General features: G+C 63.4%; 18 protein-coding genes and 1 tRNA gene. 7 read left to right on the top strand and 12 right to left on the bottom strand.

From position 1 onward, the window contains the following. Positions 1 to 16 precede the first annotated feature (16 nt). Positions 17 to 1,669 (bottom strand): 2-isopropylmalate synthase, encoded by a 1,653-nt coding sequence (gene leuA, locus P9220_RS02650; protein WP_309763449.1) that lies wholly within the window; start codon positions 1,667 to 1,669, stop codon positions 17 to 19. A gap of 443 nt (positions 1,670 to 2,112) precedes the next feature. Continuing rightward, positions 2,113 to 3,084: a DNA-binding protein YbiB gene (gene ybiB / locus P9220_RS02645; protein WP_309763448.1), complete on the bottom strand. Its 972-nt coding sequence runs from the start codon at positions 3,082 to 3,084 to the stop codon at positions 2,113 to 2,115. A gap of 363 nt (positions 3,085 to 3,447) precedes the next feature. On the opposite strand from ybiB, the gene P9220_RS02640 reads away from it, so the two are divergent. Genes P9220_RS02640 through P9220_RS02630 form a run of 3 tightly spaced genes read left to right on the top strand, consistent with a single transcriptional unit; the run spans position 3,448 to position 5,416 of the window. Next, positions 3,448 to 4,146 (top strand): fumarylacetoacetate hydrolase family protein, encoded by a 699-nt coding sequence (locus tag P9220_RS02640; protein ID WP_309763446.1) that lies wholly within the window; start codon positions 3,448 to 3,450, stop codon positions 4,144 to 4,146. Beyond that, positions 4,143 to 4,787 (top strand): maleylacetoacetate isomerase, encoded by a 645-nt coding sequence (maiA, locus tag P9220_RS02635; protein WP_309763445.1) that lies wholly within the window; start codon positions 4,143 to 4,145, stop codon positions 4,785 to 4,787. Before P9220_RS02640 ends, maiA begins: the two co-directional genes overlap by 4 nt. Beyond that, on the top strand, positions 4,784 to 5,416 hold the full coding sequence (locus tag P9220_RS02630) for a LysE/ArgO family amino acid transporter (RefSeq protein WP_309763444.1): 633 nt from the start codon (positions 4,784 to 4,786) through the stop codon (positions 5,414 to 5,416). The genes maiA and P9220_RS02630 overlap by 4 nt, the downstream gene beginning before the upstream one ends. Before the next feature lie 47 nt (positions 5,417 to 5,463). Here P9220_RS02630 and ftsY read toward each other — a convergent pair whose 3' ends face one another. Continuing rightward, positions 5,464 to 6,711, bottom strand: a complete 1,248-nt coding sequence (ftsY, locus tag P9220_RS02625) for a signal recognition particle-docking protein FtsY (protein ID WP_309765356.1) — start codon at positions 6,709 to 6,711, stop codon at positions 5,464 to 5,466. Positions 6,712 to 6,926: 215 nt separating this feature from the next. On the opposite strand from ftsY, the gene rsmD reads away from it, so the two are divergent. Continuing rightward, a complete protein-coding gene (gene rsmD, locus P9220_RS02620; protein ID WP_309763443.1) occupies positions 6,927 to 7,562 on the top strand; it encodes a 16S rRNA (guanine(966)-N(2))-methyltransferase RsmD in 636 nt (211 codons plus the stop codon). Between the two features lie 126 nt (positions 7,563 to 7,688). Further along, positions 7,689 to 8,195 carry a pantetheine-phosphate adenylyltransferase gene (gene coaD / locus P9220_RS02615; RefSeq protein ID WP_309763442.1) on the top strand — a complete coding sequence of 169 codons (507 nt, stop codon included), beginning with the start codon at positions 7,689 to 7,691 and terminating at the stop codon, positions 8,193 to 8,195. A 35-nt stretch (positions 8,196 to 8,230) separates the two neighbouring features. On the opposite strand, the gene P9220_RS02610 is transcribed toward coaD, so the two are convergent. Then, positions 8,231 to 8,590 carry a winged helix-turn-helix domain-containing protein gene (locus P9220_RS02610; RefSeq protein WP_309763441.1) on the bottom strand — a complete coding sequence of 120 codons (360 nt, stop codon included), beginning with the start codon at positions 8,588 to 8,590 and terminating at the stop codon, positions 8,231 to 8,233. A 91-nt stretch (positions 8,591 to 8,681) separates the two neighbouring features. Between P9220_RS02610 and P9220_RS02605 the strand changes: the two genes are divergently transcribed. Both P9220_RS02605 and P9220_RS02595 read left to right on the top strand, forming a co-directional pair. Then, positions 8,682 to 9,245, top strand: coding sequence for a hypothetical protein (locus P9220_RS02605; RefSeq protein WP_309763440.1), 564 nt, complete (start codon positions 8,682 to 8,684; stop codon positions 9,243 to 9,245). 573 nt (positions 9,246 to 9,818) lie between these two features. Continuing rightward, a complete protein-coding gene (locus P9220_RS02595; protein ID WP_309763439.1) occupies positions 9,819 to 10,076 on the top strand; it encodes a YfhL family 4Fe-4S dicluster ferredoxin in 258 nt (85 codons plus the stop codon). 16 nt (positions 10,077 to 10,092) lie between these two features. Here P9220_RS02595 and hisC read toward each other — a convergent pair whose 3' ends face one another. The 8 genes from hisC to P9220_RS02555 all read right to left on the bottom strand — a co-directional run bounded on the left by hisC (position 10,093) and on the right by P9220_RS02555 (position 17,216). Continuing rightward, positions 10,093 to 11,163, bottom strand: a complete 1,071-nt coding sequence (gene hisC / locus P9220_RS02590; protein ID WP_309763438.1) for a histidinol-phosphate transaminase — start codon at positions 11,161 to 11,163, stop codon at positions 10,093 to 10,095. A gap of 21 nt (positions 11,164 to 11,184) precedes the next feature. Beyond that, positions 11,185 to 11,787: an aminoacyl-tRNA hydrolase gene (pth, locus tag P9220_RS02585; protein WP_309763437.1), complete on the bottom strand. Its 603-nt coding sequence runs from the start codon at positions 11,785 to 11,787 to the stop codon at positions 11,185 to 11,187. A gap of 142 nt (positions 11,788 to 11,929) precedes the next feature. Next, positions 11,930 to 12,544, bottom strand: coding sequence for a 50S ribosomal protein L25/general stress protein Ctc (locus P9220_RS02580; protein ID WP_309763436.1), 615 nt, complete (start codon positions 12,542 to 12,544; stop codon positions 11,930 to 11,932). A 147-nt stretch (positions 12,545 to 12,691) separates the two neighbouring features. Continuing rightward, positions 12,692 to 13,645, bottom strand: coding sequence for a ribose-phosphate pyrophosphokinase (locus P9220_RS02575; protein ID WP_040053048.1), 954 nt, complete (start codon positions 13,643 to 13,645; stop codon positions 12,692 to 12,694). 48 nt (positions 13,646 to 13,693) lie between these two features. Further along, a tRNA-Gln gene (locus P9220_RS02570) sits at positions 13,694 to 13,770 on the bottom strand. Between the two features lie 54 nt (positions 13,771 to 13,824). After that, entirely contained in the window at positions 13,825 to 14,703 is an 879-nt protein-coding gene (gene ispE / locus P9220_RS02565; protein WP_309763435.1) for a 4-(cytidine 5'-diphospho)-2-C-methyl-D-erythritol kinase, read from the bottom strand. A gap of 21 nt (positions 14,704 to 14,724) precedes the next feature. Next, the gene (gene lolB, locus P9220_RS02560) at positions 14,725 to 15,360 is read right to left on the bottom strand and encodes a lipoprotein insertase outer membrane protein LolB (protein ID WP_309763434.1); all 636 of its coding nucleotides are present in this window, start codon (positions 15,358 to 15,360) and stop codon (positions 14,725 to 14,727) included. Continuing rightward, complete coding sequence (locus tag P9220_RS02555) at positions 15,360 to 17,216, bottom strand: tetratricopeptide repeat protein (protein ID WP_309763433.1); 1,857 nt, start codon at positions 17,214 to 17,216, stop codon at positions 15,360 to 15,362. The genes lolB and P9220_RS02555 overlap by 1 nt, the downstream gene beginning before the upstream one ends. Between the last annotated feature and the right edge of the window lie 78 nt (positions 17,217 to 17,294).

Below are 17,294 nucleotides of genomic sequence, written 5' to 3'. Positions count from 1 at the left end.
GCGCGCGCCGCACCACTCACGCTGCCACCGGCTCGTCGTGCCGCGCATCCTTCACGATGCGCCTCGACCGGTTCACCGCGCTGATGACGGCATCGACGACTGCGAGCGCCGGATTCCCGTGCACCGCGACGCCGAAGCGCGTCGGTTCATCGGCGAGGCGGCAGCCGACGAACACGGCCGTATCGCCGCTCGCCGTGGTTGTCGATTCAAACCAGTTCACGCTCGCCCCGACGCCCAGTGCCGACGCGACGGCCTGCGCGTAATGCTCTTCGCTCGCCGCACCGGACGCGGGCGGCATCGCGACGCGTTCCCCGCAGACCGATACCGTCGACGCATCCGTCCGCGATACCGCACCGCCCGCATCGAAGTATTCGCGCTTGAAGAGCGCGCAGATCGCGTCGCCGCTGATTTCCTCGCCCGACTGGTCGGCGACGGCCTGCACGGCATGACTGAACTCAATCTGCACGCGGCGCGGCGGCGTGAAGCCCAGGCCGCGTTCGAGCAGATACGTTGCGCCGCCCTTGCCGGACTGGCTGTTGACGCGAATCACCGCGTCGTAGCTGCGCCCGAGATCGGCGGGATCGATGGGCAGATACGGCACCTCCCACACGCTGCCCGGCACGCGCTGCGCGAAACCCTTGCGGATCGCATCCTGATGGGAGCCGGAAAACGCCGTGAAGACGAGATCGCCGGCATACGGATGGCGCGGATGCACCGGCAACTGGTTGCATCGCTCGACGACGCGCCGCACCGCGTCGATGTCGGAGAAATCGAGGCCCGGATCGATGCCCTGCGTGTACAGATTGAGCGCGAGCGTGACGAGATCGACATTGCCCGTCCGTTCGCCGTTGCCGAAGAGACAGCCTTCGACGCGATCCGCGCCCGCGAGGATCGCCAGTTCCGCCGCCGCGACCGCCGTGCCGCGGTCGTTATGCGGATGCACGGACAGAACGATGCAGTCGCGATAGCCCATGTTGCGGTCCATCCATTCGACCTGATCGGCGAAGACGTTGGGCGTCGCGGATTCGACCGTCGCCGGCAGATTCACGATCATCTTGTGATCGCGCGTCGGGCGCCACATTTGCGCGACGGCATCGCAGACTTCGCGCGCGAACGAAAGCTCCGTCATGCTGAAAGTCTCGGGCGAGTATTGATAGACCCAGTGCGTGCCGGGCCGCGCCGCCGCGCATTCCTTGATGATGCGCGTGCCTTCGACGGCCAGCGCCTTCACTTCCTCTTTCGACTGATTGAACACGATGCGCCGGAACGACGGCGCGATGGCGTTATACAGATGAACGATGACCCTGCTCGCGCCTTCGACCGCCTCGAACGTGCGCTCGATCAGTTCGCGACGCGACTGCACGAGCACTTCGATGGTCACGTCGTCGGGAATGCGCTTTTCGTCGATCAATTTGCGGACGAAATCGAAGTCCGTTTGCGACGCCGACGGGAACCCCACCTCGATCTCCTTGAAACCCGTCGCCACCAGCATGTCGAAGAACTCGAGCTTCGCAGCGATGCTCATCGGCTCGATCAGCGACTGATTGCCGTCGCGCAGGTCGGTGCTCATCCAGACCGGCGCTTTCTCGATCGTGCGATTCGGCCAGCGTCGGCCATTCAGACGGACTTGCGGGAACGGGCGGTATTTCTCGGCGGGGTTCGGCATCATGGTCGTCGGTCTCTCTTGGAACAGTCTGCGTAGCGCCTGCGAGAGGAACCGTGCCCGGCGGCTGGCCGGCTGCGGCGCGATGCACGGCTTACGACGCCGCGCGCACGGTCCCATTGCGCACCGGCGACGGTGACGCCTGCGACCAACGTGAACGTGCGCGAAGCAGCGTGCATTTGACCCTCGCGTTCTCGTGTCGCGGGATATGCGAACGAAAAGCTGACGACTACAGGTGGTGAGGAAAGGAACTGCGGGAACTGCTGGCAGGACCGCGCGCCTGGCGACGCACGGCGCTACGTCTCGCGACTTACGCTAGACGTAGCGATAGGGGCCGCGCTAGGCGGCCCGAAATAATTCGGAGGGAGGAAGGCTGGGTGAAGCTCATTGGCTCACTTTAAACCAGCGTAGAAGAATGTGTCAAACGGGTCCTGCATTTTGCCGAGGCGCTAGGCCGGCCTGCGCACGACATCCGCGATGACTTCGACCTGACGCAAGACCGCCGGCGGCACCGGCACATCGCCCCGCATCACGTCCTCGATCCAGCGCGCAGTGGTCGCCGCGTCGAGCGATTCGGGCAGCTCGACGGCGGGCGCATCGGCCTGGGACCGCTCGGGCGAGAGCAGCGTCTCCACGTGGCCGTCGTGGAACCAGTCGACCTGCACTTGCCGGCGCGTATCCGCGACCGCTTCGCCTTCCGTGCCGCGTGCGAGCAGCGCGCCGCCTTGCGCGGCATCGGGGTGATCGGTGAAGAGGTCGGTCAGGCTGTCCCGATATTCCGGATGCGTGTAGTTCACGAGGCGCAAGCCCGGCTCCGCGAACGGCTGCAGAATCTTGACGAGCGTATGCGTCGAATTGCGCACGCCCATGATTCGCCTGAGCGCGAGCAGCCGCGCGAGCTTCGGCGCAAGCGAAGTGACCGGCGCGAAGGCGAGGCGGCGCGACGCGAGGCTATCCTCGATTTCATCCGGCGATGCGGCGTGCGGGATGCCCAGCTCGGCGAAGATCGCGGCGCTCGTTACGCGCCCCGGGTCGTCGACGATGCCGTGCACCAGCACCGGCACGCCCTCGCGCGCGAGCAGGAGCGCGAGCAGCGGCGTCAGATTCGGCTGCTTGCGCGCGCCGTTGTAGCTCGGGATCGATACCGGGCGTGCGTGATCGCGGCCCTCCTGCACATGCAGCGGCTCGAACGACCGATGCGCGGCCGCGAGCATCGCGGCGAGCTCGGCGGCGGTCTCGCCCTTGACGCGATAGGCAAGCAGCACCGCGCCGAGTTCGAGATCGGAGACGCGGCCATCGAGCATGGCTTCGTAGAGCGAGTAGGTGTCGTCGTGGGACAGCGCGCGGGCGCCGTTCGGCCCGCGGCCGATTTCCTTGATGTAGCGTGCGCAGGCGAAAGGAGAGGCTTGTGTGTCGTTCATCGGAAGCGTGCGCAAACGGGCGTTCAGTTCCGGGGTCGTGAGCGTCGCCGTCGCTAGGTTGAAAGTCCGGAAAGGACACTGGTATCGCATTTGGGCGTCGCTGGCAAGCCTCGGCGACGGGATCGGCGGCGCGAAACCGGCGTGCCGAAACGGGTTGCGCGCCATTCCGAAGGATTCCCGAAGGGCCGTCGAAAGCTCTCGGACTCGCGCCAGGCAAGGCTCGCCACGATTCTCCAGCGCGCGTTACACTCGCTCTTCACGCGGGCTGCGTTTTCGCGGGCTGGCATTCGAATAACAGCAACCAGATTGCACGAGACCGGAGCGGAACGCGACTTGCCGCTCCCTTCTCGACAGGAGAACAGGATGAGCTACGTGTTTCCCCCGGCGCCCGCAGTGGCGGTGCCGGTTGTCGGATCGGACGATCAGTTTCCCGTGCGCCGCATCTACTGCGTCGGCCGTAACTACGAAGCGCATGCCCGCGAAATGGGCCACGACCCGGACCGCGAGCCGCCGTTCTTCTTCAGCAAGCCCGCCGATGCCGTGCTTTACGTCGCGCCGGGCGGCACGGGCGAATTCCCGTATCCGTCGCAGACGAAGAACGTGCACTTCGAGATGGAACTGGTCGCGGCCATCGGCAAGCAGGGGAAAGACATCCCCGCCGCCACCGCGCTCGACTACGTCTACGGCTACGCGCTCGGCCTCGACATGACGCGCCGCGACCTGCAAGCCGAAGCGAAGAAGCTCGGCCGGCCGTGGGATACCGCGAAGGGTTTCGACCGCTCCGCGCCGCTTGGGCCGATCCATCCCGTATCGAAGGTCGGGCATCTGGAAAAGAGCGCGATCTGGCTGACCGTGAATGGTGAAGAAAAGCAGCGCTCGGACATCTCGCAACTGATCTGGTCCGTGGGCGAGACGGTGGCCTATTTGTCGACCCTCTTCGAACTCTTCCCCGGCGATCTCATTTTCACCGGCACGCCCGAAGGCGTCGGCGCAGTCGTCAAGGGCGATCTGCTGAAGGGCGGCGTGGACGGCATCGGCGAATTTTCCGTGCGCGTCGTATGAAGCTCTACAGCTACTTTCGCAGCTCGGCGGCATATCGCGTGCGTATCGCGCTGAACCTGAAGGGACTCGGATACGACTACGAAGCCGTCCACCTGCTGCGCGACGGCGGCCAGCAACTCAAGCCGGCATATCGCGCGCTGAATCCGGACGGCATCGTGCCGACGCTCGTCGACGGCGACGACGTGCTGACGCAATCCCTCGCAATCATCGAGTATCTCGACGAAACGCATCCGGAGCCGCCGCTCTTGCCGCGTAGTCCGTCGGACCGCGCATTCGTCCGCTCGGTCGCGATGCAGGTGGCGTGCGAGATTCATCCGCTCGACAATCTGCGCGTGCTCAAGTATCTGAAGCATCAGGTCAAAGTACCCGACGAAACCAAGGACGCGTGGTATCGGCACTGGGTGGAGACAGGCTTCGCATCGCTCGAGAAGCGGCTTGCCGGAGACAAGCGCGTGGGCAAGCTGACGTTCGGCGACACGCCGACCATCGCGGATTTGTGCATCGTGCCGCAGGTCTTCAACGCGCGCCGCTTCGGCATCGACCTTGCGCCGTATCCGACGATCGAGCGCATCGCCGGCAACGCGAATCAGATCGACGCGTTCGAACGCGCTGCCCCCGCGCAGCAGCCCGACGCCGAATGACGCCTGCGGTGGCGGCAGGGGCGCTCCCGAGCTATCTGGCGGGCGCCGGGCTTGGCGCGAGCCTCATCATGGCGATCGGCGCGCAGAACGCCTTCGTGTTGCGGCAAGGGTTGAAGCGGCGGCACGTCGGCATCGTCGTGGTGATCTGCGCAACCATCGATGTCTTGCTGATCGCCTTAGGCGTCGGGGGGATGGGCGCGCTGATCGCACGTGCGCCTGTTCTGCTGGACGTCATCCGCTGGGCGGGCGCAGTGTTCCTCTGCCTGTACGGCCTGCGCGCGTTCGTCGCGGCGTGGCGCGGTCCCGGGCATCTCGACGCATCCGACGGCGACGCGCAGACGGCGCTCGGCGCGGCATCGACCGTGCTGGCGTTGTCGCTGCTGAATCCGCACGTTTATCTCGATACGGTGGTGTTGCTCGGCGGCATCGGCGCGCAGCACGGCTGGCCGGGGAATGCGTGGTTCGCGGCGGGCGCGATGTGTTCGTCGATCGTCTGGTTCACCGCGCTCGGCTTCGGCGCGCGCCTGCTGGAGCCGTGGTTTCGCAAGGACGTGTCGTGGCGCGTGCTGGATGTGGCCGTGGGCTGCGTGATGTGGTGGATCGCAGCGGCGCTCGTCGTGATGCGTTGAACGAAAAAGGGCGTCTTCACGACGCCCTTTGTTCCTTGCTTGTGCGCTTAGCCGAGCAGCGCGTCGGCGAATTCGTTCGCGCTGAAGGGCTGCAGGTCTTCGACCTTCTCGCCCACGCCGATGAAGTACACGGGGATCGGCCGCTGCCGCGCGATGGCCGCGAGAATGCCGCCCTTCGCCGTGCCGTCCAGCTTGGTCACGATGAGACCGGTCAGGCCGAGCGCGTCGTCGAACGCCTTCACTTGCGCGAGCGCGTTTTGTCCCGTGTTGGCGTCGATCACGAGCAGCACTTCGTGCGGCGCATCCGGCATTGCCTTCGCGATCACGCGGCGCACCTTGCGCAACTCTTCCATCAGATGCAGTTGCGTCGGCAGACGGCCGGCGGTGTCGGCCATCATCACGTCGATCTTCCGGGCGCGCGCCGCGCCGACGGCGTCGAAAATGACCGCGGCCGCATCGCCGCTTTCCTGCGCGATGACCGTCACGTTGTTGCGCTCGCCCCAGACCGTCAACTGTTCGCGGGCGGCGGCGCGGAAGGTGTCGCCGGCTGCGAGCAGCACCGACTGGTTGAAGCTCTGCAGATGCTTCGCCAGCTTGCCGATGCTGGTCGTCTTGCCGACGCCGTTGACGCCCGCGATCATCATCACGAGCGGCTGCGCGCGGCCGAGCATCAGCGATTTTTCCAGCGGATGCAAAAGGTCCACGAGCAGCGTGCGCAAGGCGGCCTTCACCTGCGATGCGTCCGTCAAACGCTCGGTGCGCACTTTCTCCCGCAGCGATTCGAGGAGGAATTCAGTGGCATCGACGCCGGCGTCGGACATCAGCAGCGCGGTTTCGAGCTCTTCGTAAAGGTCTTCGTCGATCTTCGCGCCGACGAAGATGCCCGTCAGGCTCGAACTCGTCTTCGACAAGCCGTTCTTGAGCCGCGACAGCCACGATTTTTTCGCGGCTGCATCCGGCTCCGGCGGCGGGACGATTTCTTCGCTCGCCTCATCCGTCTCGGGACCGCGCAGCCATTGCGACTGCGTGCGGCCTTGCCAGTAAGGTTTTGGCGCTTCGTCAGCGGCGGCAGAGAGAGGCGCGCCGGGCGTTGCTGTTTCCTGCGCGGGTTCGGGATCGGCGGCGGGCGGCGCGTCCGTCGGGATGGCGGCGTCCACGGCGGGTTCGCGGTCCAGTTCCGCCTCGATGACGGGCGCGGACGCTTCTTCGTCCTCCGTCGCCTCGGGCGTTTCCCCGGCAGACGTGTCGAGCGGCTCGTCAGCCGGCTTTTTGAATCGTTTGAAGAAGCTGAACATGGTCTCTGACGATGGAGCGCGCGTCATTCGTCGCCCTCGCGTCCATTCGAACGAACGCGGCGCGCGACGGCCCGCGCAGGAAGATGGAAGCCGGCTATTTTATCAGGCGCGGCCTGATGCGCTTGTGCGCTATCCGCCTGTGGTAACGTTGGCTTTCATTATGTGCCGCGCCGCTCGATGCGAGGCGGTGCACGCCGATATCACCACTTCTTCTCATGCCCCGTTCTTCCGCACCACGTTCATCCGCATCCCCCGCCCCGAACCGCGCGCCGTTGCGTGGGGGCAAGCCGCACACGATCCGCATCATCGGCGGAAACTGGAAACGCACGCCGCTACCCGTGCTCGATCTCGCCGGGCTGCGTCCCACGCCCGATCGCGTGCGCGAGACCCTGTTCAACTGGCTCGGGCAGGATCTCAGCGGGCAACGCTGCCTCGATCTCTTCGCCGGGAGCGGCGCGCTGGGTTTCGAAGCGGCGTCGCGCGGCGCGTCGCGTGTGCTGATGGTCGAACGCAGCGGGCGCGCCGCTGCGCAATTGAAAGCGAATCAGGCGCGGCTGGATGCGCGCAACATCGAAATTGCCGAAGCCGATGCGCTGCGGCTCGCGGCCGGTCTCGCGCCGGGTTCGTTCGACGTGATCTTCCTGGATCCGCCCTTCGGCAACGAAGCGCTGCTTTCGCGCGCGCTCGAACTCGCGGCGCGGCTGGCAGCGCGCGACGGCGCAATTTACGTCGAATGCGGCGAGCCGCTGCTACCGGACAACATCGATGCGTTGGCCGGCTGGAGCGTCGTCCGCGAGGGCAAGGCGGGGGCGGTTCGCTATCATTTGCTGCGTCGCCAAAATGAGGAATAATGCGCCTTCCCCGATCCGGCGCAGCGCGGGGAGCGACTGCGCCCGCCGTTGCCGGCATCGACCAGGGAAACGCGGAGAATATGGTCGCAGCCAGCGGCCCCAAGGTAATTACAAGAGGAGGAGCTCATGGTTGTCGCCGTGTACCCGGGAACGTTCGACCCACTGACGCGCGGGCATGAAGACATCGTGCGGCGCGCATCGAGCATATTCGATACGCTCGTCGTCGGCGTCGCCGACAGCCGCGCGAAGAAGCCATTTTTCTCGCTGCAGGAGCGCCTGGATATTGCCCATGACGTACTCGGCCATTATCCGAACGTGCAGGTCAGCAGCTTCACCGGACTGCTCAAGGATTTCGTGCGCAAGAACAACGCGCGCGTAATCGTGCGAGGACTGCGCGCCGTCTCGGATTTCGAGTACGAGTTCCAGATGGCCGGGATGAACCGCTATCTGCTGCCCGACGTCGAGACGATGTTCATGACGCCGTCCGATCAATACCAGTTCATTTCCGGCACCATCGTGCGCGAGATCGCGCAGCTCGGCGGCGACGTCAGCAAGTTCGTGTTTCCATCGGTGGAGAAGCGGCTGATGAACAAGGTCGCCGACGCGTTGCCCAAAAATCCTGCGACGCCGTAAGCCGCGAGCCTTGAGCCGTGAGCCGTGAGGCGCGTTCAGGTCGGATCGCCGCTCCGGTTCGCGGCCCTGACGAACGCTTCTGCAAGTTTGTCGAAGTGGCGCAGCGCGCCCGGCGTCAATTCGATCTGCTTGCGGCGCGTGTCCTCGGTGGCGCTCAGAACGATCCAGCCTTTGTCGCGCATCGAGGTGATGCGGGCGTGAATCGTCGCGGGCGAGCCGAGCTGGCTTTGCGCCATCATGTTCCGCACGGAAAGGCGCGCGCTTTGCTGATTCATCCGCGCGACGAATTCGAGCATCCGCTCTTCCGGCGGATCGAGCGCCGGTAGCGACGGCAGGCCGCGCAAAGCCTCGGCAAGTTCAAGGAAGCGAAGGTAGATATCGGCAGGCCGCATCATGCGTGTGCGTCATCCGGTGTGGGCCCGGATAGTAAGCGCCGCCGGAACCGGGATGCCATCCGGCGAACAACCAGTGGTCGACATTCTAACCATGTCCAATCTGCGCTTGCATGTCTTCGCGGTGCTCGGCACCGCGCTGGTATTCGTGTTGTCGCTCTGGGCGAATCAGGAGATATTCACGCATACGGAATTCGTGCGAGGCATCAACTGGATTTATTTGCCTTCGGGCGTCAGGCTTCTCAGCACCCTGCTGCTGGGCGGCGATGGCGCTTTGGGCCTGCTCCTGGCGAGCTGGCTCGTCAGTTTCTTTTATTTCTTCCCTCACGATCCGGTTCGCGCATTCGCCGGCGGAGTCATCGCGACAGTCGCACCTTACGCGGTTTATCGGCTCGCGAGAGAGTGGTACGGATTAAAAGCGTCGCTGTCGAATCTTACGGCGCAGCGGCTGCTTCGGCTTGCGCTGGCTTATTCGATCGCTAATCCGCTCCTGCATCACATCTGGTTCGCGTTGCGTGGCGAGTCGCAGCATCTCGTCGAGGGTTTCTTCGTCATGTTCATTGGCGATTTTCTCGGCGCGCTCATTGTTCTTTACGTCGCGAAAATGCTGCTGGCGCTTGTCACGAGAGGCGCAGCGGCCCGCGGCGGAGGCGTCTGAATCACCGTTCCACGATGATGCATCGCGCGAGCATCGGCGAGCCGCTTTGCATGCCGTCGCCGATACAGTCGATTGCCACGGCGAGTCCTTGTTTCACCGGCGTTATCGAGGTCGGCGAGTTTCTGTCGAGAACGGCGTGAATGGGAAGGACTTCGTTTCCGGATGCGATATCGATCCAGATATTCGCATAGGCGTCTCGGGAAACTTTCTGCACCGTGCCGACGATCTGAACCGGCTACCGGTTGGCGTGAAGCTTTGCTTGCGATTAACCGGCGCGAAGAACGCGAAAACCCGCACGCTAGGCTGACGACATGTCGCGCATACGAGAATCAGCGAGATCGAACCAAGCAGGCCCACGAGCGGAAGCATAAGTCACTCGAAGAGGCGGGCGTTCTCTTATCAGCATGCTCGAATCGCTATAGAAAGCATAGCAATCGAGGCGCGAAAAGGGCGGTGTGGCTCAAATCCTCGTAACGGCCACCAAACGGCGATCTTGAGACTAGACAGCGGACCAACGCCGAATTCCAGGCGGCGCTATAATCGCTTGTTTTTAAACGGAAAGCCGGTAGCAGCATGTCCCTGATCATTACCGACGAGTGTATCAACTGCGACGTGTGCGAGCCCGAGTGCCCGAACGACGCCATTTCGATGGGAACGGACATCTACGTGATCGATCCGAACAAATGCACGGAATGCGTCGGCCATTTCGACGAACCGCAATGCCAGCAAGTTTGCCCGGTGGAGTGCATTCCGCGCGATCCCGCGCATGTGGAAACGCCGGAACAGTTGCTCACGAAGTATCACGCCCTGATGGCGGCGAAGGGCGCGTAAGCCCTTCGGCAAGCGCTCAACCGCCGAGAATTTCCGCTAAAGCCGCGACGAGCGCATCGCATTCGGCGTCCGTGCCGATGGAAACGCGCAAGTGCTGATCGATGCGCGGCAACGAGAAGTGACGCACGAAGATTTCGCGTTGCTTGAGCGCGGCGGCGAGCGCGGCCGCGTCGTGCGCCGGATGCTTCGTGAACACGAAGTTGGCCGCCGACGGTACGGATTCGAAGCCCAACGACGCCAGTCGCGCGATCAGCCGTTCCCGGCTCTCCATCACCTTCGCGCAGTTCGCGTCGAACCACGCCCGGTCCTCGTATGACGCGAGCGCCGCCACTTGCGCGAGGCGGTCGAGCGGATACGAATTGAAGCTGTCCTTCACGCGCGTCAGGGCGTCGATCAACGCGGTATCGCCAAAAGCAAAGCCGACACGCATGCCCGCGAGCGACCGCGCTTTCGATGTCGTCTGCACCACGAGCAGATTCGGATACGTGTTCACCAGCGTTACAGCGGACTCGGCGCCGAAATCCACGTACGCTTCGTCGATGATGACGGGCGCATCCGGGTTCGCCTTCAGCAGGGCTTCGATATCCGCAAGCGGCAACGCCCGTCCGGTCGGCGCGTTCGGATTCGGCAGCAGCACGCCGCCATTGGGCGCGCGATAGGCACCGATGTGGATGGCGAAGTCGTCATCGAGCGGAACGGTTTCGTACTCGATTCCATACAGCTTCGCGTACACCGGGTAAAAGCTATAGGTGATATCCGGAAAACGGATCGGCTTGTCGTGCTTGAGCAGCGCCTGGAACGCGTGCGCGAGGACTTCGTCGGAACCGTTGCCCGCGAACACCTGCTCGATGCGCAATCCGTGATGCGCCGCCACCGCTTCACGCAGCGCGCGGGCTGTCGGGTCCGGATATTTGCGCAGCGACGCGCCATCCTGGCCGAGTTCGCGACCGATGGCCTCGACCACGCGCGGCGACGGCGGATACGGGTTCTCGTTCGTGTTCAGCTTGATCGGATGCGCAAGCGCGGGCTGTTCGCCCGGCACGTAGGGCGTCAGTCGGTGAACGATATCGCTCCAGAAACGGCTCACGGTCGGCTCCAGGTTCGTGGGTCAGGAATGGCGATGCAGGTTCATCATCGCGCGTTCTGTTTCGCCGGCGACGACGAACGGCATGACGGCCAGCGCGCGCTCGATCGATTGATCGATGACATCCTGCTCCTCGCGTCGCGGCGGCTTCAACACGAAGTTCGCGACATCCGGCTTCGCGCCTGCGCGCGCGCCTTCGGGGATCAGATCGCGCGGATGCCCGATGCCGATCCGCAAGCGCCAGTATTGTTGCGACGACAGGTGCGCCGAGATGTCCTTCAGCCCGTTATGACCGCCGCTGCCGCCGCCGAGCTTCATCTTGACGGCGCCTGGCGGAAGATCGAGTTCGTCGTGCGCGACGAGGATCTCATCGGGCAGTATCTTGAAGAATTGCGCGACGGCAACCACCGATTGCCCCGAGCGGTTCATGAACGTCTGCGGCTCAAGCAGATGAATCTCGTGGCCGTGCAGACGTCCTTTGCCGTAGTGACCATGAAAGCGCCGCTCATCGCGCAGCGTCGCGCCGGCATCGCGCGCGAGTTGATCGACGAACCAGAAGCCCGCGTTATGGCGCGTCGCGGTGTATTCGGCGCCCGGATTACCGAGGCCAACGATCAGCTTGATCATGTCGGATCATCGCGAGCCGCACGCCCGCTTCGTTGAGTACAAAAAAAAAACCCGCCGGGGCTTGCACACCGGCGGGTCACGTCGACCGTCCAGAGAACGGATCGAGAGGATACTACAGCGTGCTTGCGAAGCCGCTATGCCCTTAGGCAGCCGGCGTTTCGCCAGCAGCGTCGGCGGCTGCATCAGCCTGCTTCGCAGCCGGAACGGTCGCCGATGCCACCACCGGGTTTTCCGCTTCGACGTGCGCGGTCAACGCGACGCCCTTCGGCAGTGCGATGTCCTTCGCGTGCATCGTCTGGCCGGCTTCGATCTTGGCCAGATCGACTTCCAGGAACTCAGGCAGATCGCCCGGCAGGCATTCCACTTCCAGTTCCGTCGCGACGTGCGAGATGACAGCGCCCGACAGCTTCACAGCCGGGTTCGTCTCTTGGTTCATGAAGTGCAGCGGCACCTTGGTGTGCAGCTTCTTCGTGGCATCGACGCGCTGGAAGTCCACGTGCAGCACGAGCTGCTTGAACGGGTGATATTGCACATCGCGCAGCAGGACTTGTTGCGTGCTGCCGGCGACTTCCAGGTCGAGAATCGACGAATGGAAAACTTCCTTCTTCAGGGCGTGCCACAGGGCGTTGTGGTCCAGTTCGACCAGTTGAACATCCGCAACACCACCGTACACGATACCCGGGGTCTTGCCCGAGTTACGCAGGCGGCGGCTCGCACCCGTACCTTGCTGACTACGCTCGAAAGCGACGACTTTCATGTGTGACTCCTTGATCTGCCCGCGACCAGGCAGGGAAACTGGGATCGTCGATTATGCGATCCCAGGACAAACGGCGCGAACCTTCGTCCGTTCGCGCCGATTATGCAACAACGCGAAGCTCGAGCTTCGCGTTCCTTGCCAATACTTTTAGCCTTCGGCGAAGAGCGACATGACCGAGTCGCCGCGCCGGATTCGGGAGAACGTCTCCGCGAGCAGGCCCGCGCTCGACAGCGGCCGGATCTTCGGGCACGCCAGCGATTCCGCGGACAGCGGGATGGTATCGGTCACGACGAGTTCGTCGAGTTGCGATGCCGTGATGCGCTCCGCCGCGCCGCCCGAGAGAACGGGGTGCGTTGCGTAAGCGAAAACCTGCTTGGCGCCGCGATCCTTCAGCACTTGCGCTGCCTTGCAGAGCGTGCCGGCGGTATCGACCATGTCGTCCATGATGACGCAGGTGCGGCCTTCCACTTCACCGATGACGTTCATCACCTCGGCGACATTCGCCTTCGGACGACGCTTGTCGATGATCGCGAGGTCGGTGTTCATCTGCTTGGCGAGCGCACGTGCGCGCACCACACCGCCGACGTCCGGCGACACGACCAGCAGGTGGTCGTGATTCTGCTTGCGCAAGTCGCCGAGCAGAACGGGGGTAGCGTAGATGTTGTCGACGGGAATGTCGAAGAAGCCTTGAATCTGGTCGGCGTGAAGGTCCATCGTGATGACGCGATCGACGCCGGCAATTTCCAGCATGTTCGCGACGACCTTCGCCGAGATTGCCACGCGCGCCGAACGCGGACGGCGATCCTGACGCGCATAACCGAAGTAGGGGATGGCTGCGGTGATCCGGCCTGCGGATGCGCGCTTGAGCGCATCGACCATGATCATGAGTTCCATCAGGTTATCGTTCGTCGGTGCGCAGGTGGACTGAAGAACGAATACGTCTTTGCCTCGAACATTTTCCTGAATCTCGACCATGATCTCGCCGTCGGAGAAACGGCTGACCATCGCTTTGCCGAGAGGAATTCCAAGGATTTTGACGACTTCCTGAGCAAGCGCGGGATTTGCGTTGCCAGTAAAAACCATCAGGCCGTCACTGCTCATCGTGCACCTGTCTGCGGCTGGAGGCGAGAGGAAATGCTAGAGAAAGAATGGCAGGGGAGGAAGGACTCGAACCCTCGCATGCCGGAATCAAAATCCGGTGCCTTGACCAACTTGGCGACTCCCCTACACTTAACTTGAATCTTGCCGGGAAGTGTAGGACATACCCGACAAAACAAAACCTATGACGCGAAAGCGAAGAGAGGATGAGAATCCAGACTGCCTGTTACCACACTCTTCCAGCTTGCCGGCAGTTTGGCTTGCGCCATCTCTGCTTGTGCTCGGCTGGGGAAAGCAGCAAACACGCTTGCTCCAGATCCGGTCATTCGCGCCGGTGCGAGATTGGAAAACCACTCGAGCACCTTAGCAACTTCCGCGTACTTCCCTGCAACTACAGCCTGCATGTCGTTTCGACCGAAGCTGTCTGGCCAGTTTGTGTCTGACCTTTGTTGTGCAAGAAAGTCCGTTATTCTGGCGACTTCGGTATTCCTTGTCAAGGCCTTTTCCGAAAAAATCGCTGCGGTCGGAACGTGAACATTGGGAGTGACTACCAGGAAGAAGCGTTCTGGCAGTTCGACCGCCTGAAGCGTTTCACCTACTCCCTCTGCGAAAGCATTTTGCCCGAAGACAAAAAACGGCACGTCCGCGCCGAGTTGCAGGGCGAGATTCTGCAGAGTTTCACGCGAAAGGTCAACTCCCCAAAGACGATTCAACGCTAAAAGAGTTGTCGCGGCGTCGGAACTGCCTCCGCCGAGGCCCGCGCCCATCGGCAGACGCTTGTCGATCTCGATGTCCACGCCGTGACGGCTTCCCGTGTGCGTCTTGAGCAATCGCGCGGCCCGCACGACCAGATCGTCGTCCTGTGCGACGCCAGGGACGTCCGTCTTGCGCAGGACCTGGCCATCGTCGCGGCGGGTGAAATGCAGCACGTCGCCCCAGTCGAGCAGCTGGAAGACGGTCTGCAACGAGTGATAGCCATCCGGACGCCGGCCCGTGATGTGTAGAAACAGGTTCAGCTTCGCGGGCGCGAGACAGTCACGGATCGATTCGGTCGAGGACATGCAAAAGCAGCGAATAGGGCGTTATTGATCGAGCACGAGCTTGATGTCGAGCGGCGGTTCGTTGCGCGTGAGATTCAGGCGCTTGACGCCTGCAGCCGGCGCATCGGCGTAGGCCAGATAGTCGATTGTCCAGCCGTCCTGCCTGATTTCCTTAGGACGACCATTGGCCGACTCGGCATCGAGCGTGGTTTCCGCGCGTGAGGTCGGCGCAGCGGAGGGCTGCAGCCAGTATCGCAAGCCTTCGACCGGCAGCGCGAAGCCGAGCGTGTTCTGCATCAGGTTCGATACGTTGTCCGCATTGACCGGCTGACGATTCGGCAATTCGAGCGTAGCCAGCGACGGCGACGACGTGACGATCGCCATCGTCTGCCCGAGCGGGTTGCGCAGCTGAAGCGTGACCGTATCGCCCGTTTCCTGCCAGTCGAAGTTGCCGTAGGCGTTGCGCTGGACGCCGTTCTGGTCGTTGTACTGCACCGCGAAGCGGCCGTGATACGCACGGCTCGTCTGCGTCGCGAGCGAGGTGGATGCTGCCGATGTTGTCGGCAGGCGCGGCTGCATCGCACAGCCGGAGAGCGCGAGCGCGGCAGTCGCCGCAAAGCCGAGCGCGACGCGGCGAACAATATCAACGCGCGAGCCGGCAAACAATTCGAATGCCATCAAAGGTCGTTCACCTGCAGTCGTTTTAGCGTTTTGACGAGCGTGTCGTTATCCGGTTCGAGCTTTTGCGCCTGACGCCATGTGGCGCGCGCCTGATCCTGCTGCCCGGACTTCCACTGCACTTCGCCGAGGTGGGCGCCGATTTCGGCGTTCGGCTGAAGATCGTAAGCATTCTTGAGGATTTTCTCGGCTTCGGCCGAGTTGCCCTGTCGGAAGCGCGCCCAGCCCAGGCTGTCCATGATGAATGCGTCGTTCGGCGCAAGCGCGGCTGCCTTCTCGATCAACTGCACGGCCTCGTCGAGGCGCTGATTGCGATCGACCAGCGAGTACCCGAGCGCGTTGAACGCTTGCGGATTGGTCGGTTGCGTACGCATCAGCGTGCGCAACTGCGCTTCCATTACGTCGAAATGACCGTTCTTCTCGGCGGCCATCGCGTAGTCGTAGATGAGGTCGGGATCGTCGGGGAACGCGGCGACGGCCTTTGCCAGATTCTCTTCCGCGTCCTTGTAGCGGCGCGCTTCGAACAGGATGGCGGAATCGGTGCGGGCAAGCAACGCGAGTTCTCGCGGATCGGAACTTTGCAGGCTGCCGATCAGCGCACGCGCTTCGTCGACCTTGCCTTGCCTTGCGAGCAACTGCGCGCGCGTGACCTGCGCCGGCAGATACTGCTGGCTCGTGCGCGGAATCTTGTCGAGCCATTGGCCCGCCGCGTCTTCGTCCTTCTGTTCGAGCGAAAGCTGTGCGAGGTAGATGTACGCCTGCCCCGGATCGCCGCCCGGCGACTTCTCGGCGGCCTTCGCATACTGGTTCAGATAGTCCTTCGCCTTGTCGAACTGCTTCTTCTGAATGTTGATGAGGGCCAGCGCCATCAACGGCGTCAGGTCCTTCGAATCGTTCTTGCGCATGATCTCGAACTGCTTCTGCGCGTCGTCGAGTCTGTCGGACGACAGATACAACTGCGCCAGTGCGAGCCGCGCATCGTGCGACTTCGGATTCTTGTCGAGATACTTCTCGAACGAAGCGATACCTTCCGCGCGTTCCTGCGGCCCCATGCGCGCGAGCGTCAGCGCCGCCGGCAGATAGTCCGGACGAAGCTGCAACGCCTTTTCGAGCGATGCCTTCGCGCCCGGCTGATCGTCCGCGAGTAATTGCTGGCGCGCGAGCGCGAGCTGCGCTTCAGGGCGGTCCTGATCGTTTGCGATCAGATCCTTCAGCACATTGAGTCCGCCCACGCGATTCGGGCCTCGCGCGAGCAAGCTCTGCAGCGAGAGAATGGCATCGCCGCGCTGCTGCGGCGCGACCTTCGCGAGTTCGCGCTGCAGCGTGGGCTTCGCGTCGTCCGGCTTGCCGGACACGATCAGCAGCGACGCGCTCAGCTGGGCCGCACGATCCGAATGCGGCGCGAACTGCTGCCAGAGCTGCACGGACGTGAGCGCATCGTTGGGGCTTTGCGCGGCGATGGCGATTTCGGTCGCGCGCTGGGCGAAGCGCGGATCGTGCGTGTCGCGAGCGAGCGAGAGATACGTCTGATAGGCAGGCGCGGGCTGGCCACGCTGCAACGCGACTTCCGCCGCCAGCACCTGGAAGACGATCTGGCTGGACATCGCGACGTTCGGCAGGTCTTGCTGCTCCGCGCCGCTGACCGGTGCGGTCAGCGCATCGGCGGTGGTCTGGGCGGCGGCATCGTCGTCGCCCGGAACGGGCGTCGCGCCGGGCGCCTGTGCATGAGCGGGCGCGAACGCGAGCGCGGCCATGGCGATCGCCACCGCACCGGCAACGCGCGACATTGGCATGGCGAACGATTGCGCCAAGCCGGCCTGACGCTTCGAGAACAGCTTCATGACGAACGAGTTCATGGAAATCCAGACGATGTTTCAGTCGATTGTAACGCGGTCGCTAAAATACCGGCACACTCGCCCCAGCAAGTCTCTCTC

The organism is Caballeronia sp. LZ016, from assembly GCF_031450805.1.
Taxonomy (GTDB): Bacteria; Pseudomonadota; Gammaproteobacteria; order Burkholderiales; family Burkholderiaceae; genus Caballeronia.
Note: the sequence above shows the minus strand (reverse complement) of the source record. Positions and strands in the feature narration are given on the sequence as shown.

Coding starts and splice junctions, on each gene's coding strand:
- rsmD (WP_309763443.1), top strand. CDS start 6,927: ATGCCCCGTTCTTCCGCACCACGTTCATCCGCATCCCCCGCCCCGAAC.
- P9220_RS02595 (WP_309763439.1), top strand. CDS start 9,819: ATGTCCCTGATCATTACCGACGAGTGTATCAACTGCGACGTGTGCGAG.
- P9220_RS02610 (WP_309763441.1), bottom strand. CDS start 8,590: ATGATGCGGCCTGCCGATATCTACCTTCGCTTCCTTGAACTTGCCGAG.
- ftsY (WP_309765356.1), bottom strand. CDS start 6,711: ATGTTCAGCTTCTTCAAACGATTCAAAAAGCCGGCTGACGAGCCGCTC.
- P9220_RS02605 (WP_309763440.1), top strand. CDS start 8,682: ATGTCCAATCTGCGCTTGCATGTCTTCGCGGTGCTCGGCACCGCGCTG.
- P9220_RS02575 (WP_040053048.1), bottom strand. CDS start 13,645: ATGAGCAGTGACGGCCTGATGGTTTTTACTGGCAACGCAAATCCCGCG.
- pth (WP_309763437.1), bottom strand. CDS start 11,787: ATGATCAAGCTGATCGTTGGCCTCGGTAATCCGGGCGCCGAATACACC.
- P9220_RS02630 (WP_309763444.1), top strand. CDS start 4,784: ATGACGCCTGCGGTGGCGGCAGGGGCGCTCCCGAGCTATCTGGCGGGC.
- ispE (WP_309763435.1), bottom strand. CDS start 14,703: ATGTCCTCGACCGAATCGATCCGTGACTGTCTCGCGCCCGCGAAGCTG.
- maiA (WP_309763445.1), top strand. CDS start 4,143: ATGAAGCTCTACAGCTACTTTCGCAGCTCGGCGGCATATCGCGTGCGT.
- coaD (WP_309763442.1), top strand. CDS start 7,689: ATGGTTGTCGCCGTGTACCCGGGAACGTTCGACCCACTGACGCGCGGG.
- P9220_RS02580 (WP_309763436.1), bottom strand. CDS start 12,544: ATGAAAGTCGTCGCTTTCGAGCGTAGTCAGCAAGGTACGGGTGCGAGC.
- ybiB (WP_309763448.1), bottom strand. CDS start 3,084: ATGAACGACACACAAGCCTCTCCTTTCGCCTGCGCACGCTACATCAAG.
- lolB (WP_309763434.1), bottom strand. CDS start 15,360: ATGGCATTCGAATTGTTTGCCGGCTCGCGCGTTGATATTGTTCGCCGC.
- P9220_RS02555 (WP_309763433.1), bottom strand. CDS start 17,216: ATGAACTCGTTCGTCATGAAGCTGTTCTCGAAGCGTCAGGCCGGCTTG.
- P9220_RS02640 (WP_309763446.1), top strand. CDS start 3,448: ATGAGCTACGTGTTTCCCCCGGCGCCCGCAGTGGCGGTGCCGGTTGTC.
- leuA (WP_309763449.1), bottom strand. CDS start 1,669: ATGATGCCGAACCCCGCCGAGAAATACCGCCCGTTCCCGCAAGTCCGT.